We start from the raw sequence: 8,458 nt of genomic DNA on the forward strand, positions 1-8,458 counted from the left end.
ACGGACGAGGAGTCCCGATGGACGACGACCCACTGATCGACGCGATCCGGCGAGCCGTGGTGGCCGCTCCGGAGGACGTCACGCTCCGGGTCCACCTCGGGCGCCTGCTCCTCGACGCGGGGCGCCGGGTCGAGGCCACGACCGAAGCGGCGGCAGCGGTCGCGGTCGCCCCCGACGACGCCGCGGCCCGGGCGCTCATGCTCGAGGCACTGCAACCCGACGCGACGGCCGGCCCCGCCGCGCCCGGACCGGACGACGCCGCGACGGACGCCGCCGGTCCCCCGCCCGCGACCGGGTTCGACTGGCACGCCGCCGAGCAGCAGGTGGAGCACATCGTCGAACCGGCGTTCGTCGACGACGACGGCCCCGACCCGGACCCCGCGTCGGCGTTCTCCGTCGAGCGCGCCGGTGTCCGGTTCGCCGACGTCGGTGGCATGGAGACCGTGAAGCAGCGCCTGACCGCGGCGTTCCTCGCACCGCTCGCGAACCCCGAGCTGCGCACGCTCTACGGCAAGAGCCTCCGCGGCGGCCTGCTCCTGTACGGGCCGCCCGGCTGCGGCAAGACCTTCATCGCCCGGGCCGTCGCGGGCGAACTCGGCGCACGGTTCATGAGCGTCTCGATCACCGACGTGCTCGACCCCTACGTCGGCCAGAGCGAACGGAACATCGAGGCCGTGTTCCGCGCCGCCCGGGCTGCGGCGCCCTGCGTGGTGTTCTTCGACGAGGTCGACGCGCTCGGACAACGGCGCAGTCAGACCCGGAGCTCGCACGTCCGCGGGATGGTCAACCAGCTCCTCACCGAGCTGGACGGCATCGACGGCGGGAACGAGGGCGTGTTCGTCCTGGCGGCGACGAACCAGCCCTGGGACGTCGACCCCGCGCTCCGCCGACCGGGGCGGCTCGACCGCACCGTGCTCGTGCTGCCGCCGGACACCCCTGCGCGCGAGGCGGTCTTCCGCGGCCACCTGCGGGACCGACCCGTCGAGGGCATCGACGCCGCAGCGCTCGCGAAGCGCACCGAGGGGTTCTCGGGCGCGGACATCGCCTACGTCTGCGAGGTCGCCGCGGAACGGGCGCTCATGGACAGCGTCACGACCGGGTCGGTCCGGCTGATCGGCATGGCGGACCTGCTCGGTGCCCTCGGTGAGGTGCGCCCGTCCACCGGCGCCTGGCTGGACGCCGCACGCAACGTCGTCCTCTTCGGCGAGGACGACGGGACGTACGCCGACCTGCGGGCCTGGCTCAAGCGGTCCAAGCGCTGACGGACGGACGGGAGGCGCGGTGCCAGCCGGCACCGCGCCTCCCGTTCGTCAACCGGTTGCGATCGCGAGCCGCGTCAGCGACCCAGGAACTTCTGCAGCGACGCGAGCTCTTCCTCGGTCGGCGCCTTGCCGCCCTTGCCGCCGCCGAGCCCGAGACCGGACCCCTTCGGCGCCTGCTGCGGCGCCGCGGCCGCACCCGCGGCGAGCGCCGCACGCTTCGCCGGGTTGCCGACCTTGGACTTCTTCTTGCCGCCCTGCTGCTGCTTCTTGCCGCCGTGCATGCCGGGGATCGGCCCCATACCGGGCATCTGCGGGACGCCACCGCGGGCGACGGTCTTCATCATCTTCGCGGCCTGCTCGAACCGGTTCACGAGGGCGTTGACCTCGGTCACGGTGGAGCCGGCACCCTTGGCGATGCGGAGGCGGCGGGAGCCGTTGAGGAGCTTCGGCAGCTCGCGCTCCTGCGGGGTCATCGACTGGATGATCGCCTCGGTGCGGACGATCTCGCGCTCGTCGAAGTTGTCGAGCGCCTCGCGCATGCCCTTGGCGCCGGGGAGCATGCCGAGCATGCCCTTGATCGAGCCGGCCTTGCGGAGCTGCTGCATCTGCTCGAGGAAGTCGTTGAGCGTGAACGAGTCGCTCGCGATCTTCTCGGCGACCTTGCGCGCTTCTTCCTCGTCGAAGGCACCCTGCGCCTGCTCGATGAGGGAGAGGATGTCGCCGAGGTCGAGGATGCGGCTCGCCATGCGGTCCGGGTGGAACGGCTCGAAGTCGTCCAGCCCCTCGCCCGTGGAGGCGAACATGATCGGACGGCCGGTCACGCTGGCGACCGACAGGGCCGCACCACCGCGGGCGTCGCCGTCGAGCTTCGAGAGGACGACGCCGGTGAAGTCGACGCCTTCCTGGAAGGCGCGGGCGGTGTTGACCGCGTCCTGACCGATCATCGCGTCGATGACGAAGAGGACCTCGTCGGGGTCGACGGCCTTGCGGATGTTCGCGGCCTGCTTCATGAGCTCGGCGTCGACGCCGAGACGACCGGCGGTGTCCACGATGACGGTGTCGTACTGCTGGTCGACCGCGGCCTTGATGGCGTTCTTCGCGACCTTGACCGGGTCGCCGACGCCGTTGCCGGGCTCCGGCGCGAAGACGTGCACGCCGGCCTGTTCGCCGACGACCTGCAGCTGCTGCACGGCGTTCGGACGCTGGAGGTCCGCCGCGACGAGCATCGGCGTGTGGCCGTCCTTCTTCAGCCACTTGCCGAGCTTGCCGGCGAGCGTGGTCTTGCCGGCGCCCTGGAGGCCCGCGAGCATGATGACCGTCGGGGGCCGCTTCGCGAACTCGAGACGCCGCTGCTGGCCGCCGAGGATGCCGACGAGTTCCTCGTTGACGATCTGGACGACCTGCTGCGCCGGGTTGAGCGCGCGGTTGACCTCGTCGGAGAGGGCCCGCTCGCGGACGGCTGCGGTGAACGCCTTGACGACCTCGAGCGCGACGTCGGCGTCGAGGAGCGCCCGCCGGATCTCGCGGACGGTGCCGTCGACGTCGGACGGAGTCAGCCGACCCTTGCTCCGCAGGTTGCGGAAGGTCTCGGTCAGCCGATCGGAGAGTGAACCGAATTGCGCCATGATCCGTCGATTCTACAAGGCCCCGCCCGGACGCTCTCGCCCGTTCACCGCAGGAGGACGCCCTCGGCCAGTTCCACCGTCGTGCCGAGCCCGAGATCGACCACCACCGGAGCCGACGACGGGGCCCGATCCAGCGTCGGGAACCACCGGCGGCCGGGCGACACCAGGATGAGCAGCCCGTCGACGTCGCCGACGGGGGCGAAGTCGGGCCCCGCCGAGTTGGCGTAGGGGTCGAGTCCATGCCGGCGGAGGGCCTCGACCGACCCGGGGACGTCCGGGACGGCGATGCCGACCTCACTGACCGACACGAGCAGCGGGGCGAGCGGCGCGGCGTGCCCGTCGGCCCGCGCGGCGTGCCCGTCGGCCGGCGCGGCCCGCCCGGCGGCCGGCACGGCGTCGGGGAGCTCCCGTCGCTCGATGAGCTCGAGCAGCTGCCGGTCGGGCCCCTCGAAGTACACCGACCGCGAGTCCCAGCCCGCCGGCCCCTCGAACTCGTCGACACCCTGCGCCCCGAGCACCGTCGCGACCTCGGCCACCCGGCGCTTCGCGTCCGCGAACGTCCCGGTCGGGATCGTGAACGCGAGGTGGTGCGCCCCGGTCATCCCGTCGAGCACCCGGAAGACGAGCTGCGACGACCCGACGGTGACCCGGACCGAGTCGTCGTCGGCGAGCACGGCGCACCCGAGTCGCTCGTAAAAGCGGACGGTGTCGTCGAGGGAGCGGGTGGCGAGCTGGACCTGGCGGATGTGCATGGCCCCACCCGACACCCTCAACCGCGCTTCAGGTCAAGCCCCGGACTACTGTCCGTCGCATGCACCTCCGGGAGATCGACCTCGGCGGCTGGGCCCGTGCCGCTGCCGTCGCACTGCTCTGCGGGTTCGCCGCCGCCGTGTTCGCGTCACGGTTCGCGATCCCGGTGTCGACCGTCGTGGCCGTCGGCATCGGCGCAGGGTTGCTCGTGACCGTCCTCGTCGTCGTCGCCTGGGCCACCATCGGCGGGTACGCGACCCAGCGGGCGCTGCGGGAGTGGGTTCGAGGGGGTCCGGAGCCGGTCGGCGTCCCCACCCGACGGCGGGTCCGGTGGCTCGCGCACATCATCGACCGGACCAGCTGGTTCGCGTGGCTCTCCGCGGTCCTGGCCGTCCTGTTCCTCGCACCGGCCGTCTCGCAACTGGCCGGTGCGACCGACTGGCAGGACGTCGTGCTCGCGCTCTTCCCCGGGGTGCTGTGGGCGGGCATCGCGGTGCACGTCTTCGCGGTCGAACGACGCCACCTGCCACGGGCTCGTGCGCTGTACGAGGAGGAGCTCCGCACGGCAACGTGGCAGGACGTCCGCGTGCCGTGACCTCCGGACACCCGTCGATGCCGTTGTTGGACGGAGTACAGAAACTGTCGTAGCCTGGCGCGCATGCCGGAACTCGACATCGTGCGCCCGTCCGGGTTGCTGGACCACGCCGAGGGACTCGCACTGCAGCGGGCCCTCCACGCCGACGTCGTCGCCGGCCGCTCACCCGGGGCCGTCGTCCTGTGCGAGCACCCGTCCGTGTACACCGCCGGGCGTCGCACCGAACCGTCCGACCTGCCGACGGACGGCTCCCCCGTGGTCGACGTCGACCGGGGCGGACGGATCACCTGGCACGGACCGGGGCAGCTCGTCGCCTACCCGATCGTCCGGCTGGCCGAGCCGCTCGACGTCGTCGCCTGGGTGCGGGACCTCGAGCAGGTCATCGTCGACGCGGCGGCCGCCGTGGGTGTGCTCGCCGAGCGGGTCCCGGGACGCAGCGGCGCCTGGGTCCCAGGCCCGGCCGGTGCCCCGCACGCCAAGGTCGGCGCGATCGGCCTGCACGTCGCCGAGGGGGTGACGAGCCACGGCCTCGCGATCAACTGCACGAACAGCCTCGACGCCTACGCCGCGATCGTGCCGTGCGGGATCAGCGACGCGGGGGTGACGACCCTCAGCCGCGCAGCCGGTCGCACCGTGACGGTCGACGAGATCGTCCCCGTGGTGCTCGACCGCCTCCGCGCCGCCGAGCAGGGCATGCACTCCGGACACCGGATCAGCAGCGCCGCGGGCACGCCCGCCACCACGTCCGCACGACAGGAGACCCTCGTATGACCCTCGCCCCTGAAGGCCGCCGGATGCTCCGCGTCGAGGCCCGCAACGCCGAGACCCCGATCGAGACCAAGCCGGCGTGGATCAAGACCCGCGCCACCCAGGGTCCGGAGTTCCGCGAGCTGTCCGGCCTCGTGCGGAGCAAGCAGCTGCACACCGTCTGCCAGGAGGCCGGCTGCCCGAACATCTTCGAGTGCTGGGAGGACCGCGAGGCCACCTTCCTCATCGGCGGCTCGCAGTGCACGCGCCGCTGCGACTTCTGCCAGATCGACACCGGCAAGCCCGAGCCGCTCGACCGCGACGAGCCCCGCCGGGTCGCGGACTCCGTCGCCGAGATGGGCCTGAAGTACGCCACGGTCACCGGCGTCGCCCGCGACGACCTGCCCGACGGCGGCGCCTGGCTCTACGCGGAGACGATCCGCCAGATCCACGAGCACTCCCCCGGCACCGGTGTCGAGATCCTCGTGCCCGACTTCAACGGCCGCCCGGACCAGCTCGGACAGGTGTTCGACGCCCGCCCCGAGGTCTTCGCCCACAACGTCGAGACCGTGCCGCGCATCTTCAAGCGCATCCGCCCGGCGTTCACCTTCGAGCGCTCCCTGGACGTCATCACGCAGGGACGCGACGCGGGGCTCGTCACGAAGTCGAACCTGATCCTCGGCATGGGCGAGGAGCGCATCGAGATCGAGGACGCCCTCCAGCGGTTGTACGACGCCGGCACGGACATCATCACGCTGACGCAGTACCTCCGCCCGTCGCCGCGGCACCTGCCGGTCGCTCGATGGGTCGCACCCGAGGAGTTCGTCGCCCTGCGCGAGGTCGCCGAGGAGATGGGCTTCGCCGGGGTCCTCGCCGGGCCGCTGGTCCGGTCGTCCTACCGGGCCGGGCGCCTCTGGGCGCGTGCCACGGTCGCCCGCGGCGGCACGGTGCCGGAGCACCTGTCGCACCTGCTCGACGCGACGCCGGGTCGCCAGGCCGTCTGAGCGGTGGGACCGGACGGACGACGGACGGGAGGCGCGGTGCCAGCTGGCACCGCGCCTCCCGTTCCGCGCATGCGTCCGTGACGGACGCGTCGGTCGCTACGCGCGACCGCGGATGCTCCTGAGCAGCCAGCCGATGACGGCCAGGATGATGAGGACGATCCCGACCCACAGCAGGAACTTCAGGGCACCGACGAAGATGCCGCTGAAGAGCAGGACGAGGCCGACGATGATCGCGATGATCAGCAGAGCGGGCATGTGAGGGCTCCTTCCGTGTACCTGGACGATCCCTGTACTGCGCAGACGGTACCCGGAATCAGCCCACGAGGTTCTGCACGAACACGTGCGGGGTGAAACCGGTGAGGTCGTTGATGCCCTCGCCCTGGCCGATGAGCTTGATCGGGATGCCCGTCTTCTCCTGCACGCTCAGCACGAACCCGGCCTTGGCCGAACCGTCGAGCTTGGTGATGACGAGCCCCGTGACGCCCGCGCCCTCGATGAACGCCTGCGCCTGCGCGAGGCCGTTCTGGCCGGTCGTGGCGTCGAGCACGAGCAGGACCTCGGCGATCTCGGTCTGCTTCTCGACCACGCGCTTGATCTTGGTGAGCTCGTCCATCAGCCCGGCCTTGGTGTGCAGTCGGCCGGCGGTGTCGATGACGACGATCTCGGTGTTGTCCCTGATGGCCTTCTCGACCGTCTGGTACGCGACCGACGCCGGGTCCTGCCCGGGCTGGGCCGGTCGCACGACCTCGACGCCCGCTCGCTCCGCCCACGTCGCGACCTGCTCGACCGCGGCGGCTCGGAAGGTGTCCGCCGCGCCGACGAGCACCGTGCGGTCGTACGTCTTGAGGAACTTCGCGAACTTGCCGATGGTGGTGGTCTTGCCGACGCCGTTCACCCCGACGACGAGCACGACCGCCGGCCGGTTGCTGAGCTTCAGCGTGGTGTCGAGCTTCGACAGCCGTTCCTCGAGCACCTCGCGCAGCATCCGCTGGAGGTCGGCGGGGTCCGTCGTGCCGTAGCGGTCGACGCGCGCGTGGAGGTCCTCGATGATCTCGTCGGCGATGTCCGGGCCGAAGTCCGCACCGATGAGCGCCGTCTCGAGGTCCTCCCACGTGGTCTCGTCGATCGTCTTGCGCTGGAACAGCCCGCGCAGCCGGGAGGACAGTGACCAGGAACTCGCCATGTTCCCAGCTTAGAGCGCGGCGCATGTGGGCTGCGCCCGGTACGCTCGGGGACACGAAGGGGAGTATTCCTCCTCGGTGTCCCCGTCAGTACGGTCCGGAACGATCCGGGCCCGGGGCGCCGGTCGTGGTCGACACATCGTGCGGACCGCGGCGGAAGAGACCTTCAGGCCTCGGCGTACCCACCACCTGGTTGCGCCCATCGACCTGAAGGAAACCCGTGGACGTCCCACTCTTCGTCTGGCTCCTCACCATCGCAGGCATCCTCGCGCTGCTGGTGTTCGACTTCTTCTCGCACGTGCGCACCCCGCACGTCCCGCACATCAAGGAATCCGCGTTCTGGTCGGCGTTCTACGTCGGACTCGCGATCCTCTTCGGTGTCGGCATCCTCGTCTTCGGCGGCGGACAGGCCGGCGGTGAGTACTTCGCCGGGTGGCTGACCGAGAAGGCACTGTCGGTCGACAACCTGTTCGTCTTCCTCATCATCATGACGAGCTTCGCCGTGCCGAAGGAGTTCCAGCAGAAGGTCCTGCTCGTCGGCGTCGCGATCGCCCTCGTCGCACGCGGCATCTTCATCGCCCTCGGCGTCACGATCATCGACAACTTCTCGTGGGTGTTCTACCTGTTCGGCGCGCTGCTCTTCTGGCTCGCCTGGTCGCAGGCCCGCAGCGGCAACGACCACGGCGGCGACGAGGGTGACTCCCGCCTGATCCGGATCCTCAAGCGCGTCATCCCGACCTCGGACCACTACGACGGCGACCGCCTCACCACGAAGGTCGACGGCAAGCGCCTCTTCACGCCGATGCTGCTCGTGATGGTCGCGATCGGCCTCACCGACGTGCTCTTCGCGCTCGACTCGATCCCCGCGATCTTCGGGCTGACGCAGGACGCCTTCATCGTGTTCACCGCGAACGCGTTCTCGCTGCTCGGGCTCCGTCAGCTGTACTTCCTCATCGCCGGGCTGCTCGAACGCCTCATCTACCTCGGGCAGGGCCTCGCGGTCATCCTCGGGTTCATCGGCGTCAAGCTCGTCTTCCACGCCATGCACGTCAACGAGCTGCCGTTCATCAACGGCGGTGAGCACATCGAGTGGGCTCCGGAGATCCCGATCTGGTTCTCGCTGGGCTTCATCATGCTGACGATCGCGGTCGCCACGGTGGCGTCGCTCGTGGTGTCGAAGCGTCGCCAGGAGCGCGGGCTCACCCCGACGGGCGAGCCGAAGGAGGCCGTCGAGGCCGACGCGCACTAGTCGCAACCGTCTGACGGTCTGGAGGCGCGGTGCCAGCTGGCACCG

At 70.9% G+C, this 8,458-nt stretch carries 9 protein-coding genes; 5 read left to right on the plus strand and 4 right to left on the minus strand.

Annotation, left to right across the window (positions count from 1 at the left end):
• Window positions 1-17 precede the first annotated feature (17 nt).
• Complete coding sequence (locus BIV01_RS05595) at window positions 18-1,262, plus strand: ATP-binding protein (RefSeq protein WP_071302168.1); 1,245 nt, start codon at window positions 18-20, stop codon at window positions 1,260-1,262.
• A 74-nt stretch (window positions 1,263-1,336) separates the two neighbouring features.
• Here the strand turns inward: BIV01_RS05595 and ffh are convergent, their stop codons facing one another.
• Entirely contained in the window at window positions 1,337-2,887 is a 1,551-nt protein-coding gene (gene ffh / locus BIV01_RS05600; protein WP_022905829.1) for a signal recognition particle protein, read from the minus strand.
• Between the two features lie 44 nt (window positions 2,888-2,931).
• On the minus strand, window positions 2,932-3,639 hold the full coding sequence (locus BIV01_RS05605; RefSeq protein WP_071302169.1) for a VOC family protein: 708 nt from the start codon (window positions 3,637-3,639) through the stop codon (window positions 2,932-2,934).
• Between the two features lie 59 nt (window positions 3,640-3,698).
• Between BIV01_RS05605 and BIV01_RS05610 the strand changes: the two genes are divergently transcribed.
• The 3 genes from BIV01_RS05610 (at window position 3,699) to lipA (ending at window position 5,983) form a co-directional block, all read left to right on the plus strand.
• Window positions 3,699-4,232, plus strand: coding sequence for a hypothetical protein (locus BIV01_RS05610; protein ID WP_071302170.1), 534 nt, complete (start codon window positions 3,699-3,701; stop codon window positions 4,230-4,232).
• Window positions 4,233-4,295: 63 nt separating this feature from the next.
• Window positions 4,296-5,003 (plus strand): lipoyl(octanoyl) transferase LipB, encoded by a 708-nt coding sequence (lipB, locus tag BIV01_RS05615; RefSeq protein WP_071302171.1) that lies wholly within the window; start codon window positions 4,296-4,298, stop codon window positions 5,001-5,003.
• Window positions 5,000-5,983, plus strand: coding sequence for a lipoyl synthase (gene lipA, locus BIV01_RS05620; RefSeq protein WP_083413783.1), 984 nt, complete (start codon window positions 5,000-5,002; stop codon window positions 5,981-5,983). The genes lipB and lipA overlap by 4 nt, the downstream gene beginning before the upstream one ends.
• A 96-nt stretch (window positions 5,984-6,079) precedes the next feature.
• Here lipA and BIV01_RS19280 read toward each other — a convergent pair whose 3' ends face one another.
• Window positions 6,080-6,238, minus strand: a complete 159-nt coding sequence (locus tag BIV01_RS19280; protein ID WP_139199230.1) for a DUF4175 domain-containing protein — start codon at window positions 6,236-6,238, stop codon at window positions 6,080-6,082.
• A 58-nt stretch (window positions 6,239-6,296) separates the two neighbouring features.
• Window positions 6,297-7,166 (minus strand): signal recognition particle-docking protein FtsY, encoded by an 870-nt coding sequence (gene ftsY / locus BIV01_RS05625; protein WP_070416414.1) that lies wholly within the window; start codon window positions 7,164-7,166, stop codon window positions 6,297-6,299.
• A gap of 218 nt (window positions 7,167-7,384) precedes the next feature.
• Between ftsY and BIV01_RS05630 the strand changes: the two genes are divergently transcribed.
• Complete coding sequence (locus tag BIV01_RS05630) at window positions 7,385-8,413, plus strand: TerC family protein (protein ID WP_070416415.1); 1,029 nt, start codon at window positions 7,385-7,387, stop codon at window positions 8,411-8,413.
• Window positions 8,414-8,458 lie beyond the last annotated feature (45 nt).

Origin of the sequence: Curtobacterium sp. MCBA15_013, from assembly GCF_001865095.1 — a bacterium.
GTDB lineage: Bacteria > Actinomycetota > Actinomycetes > Actinomycetales > Microbacteriaceae > Curtobacterium.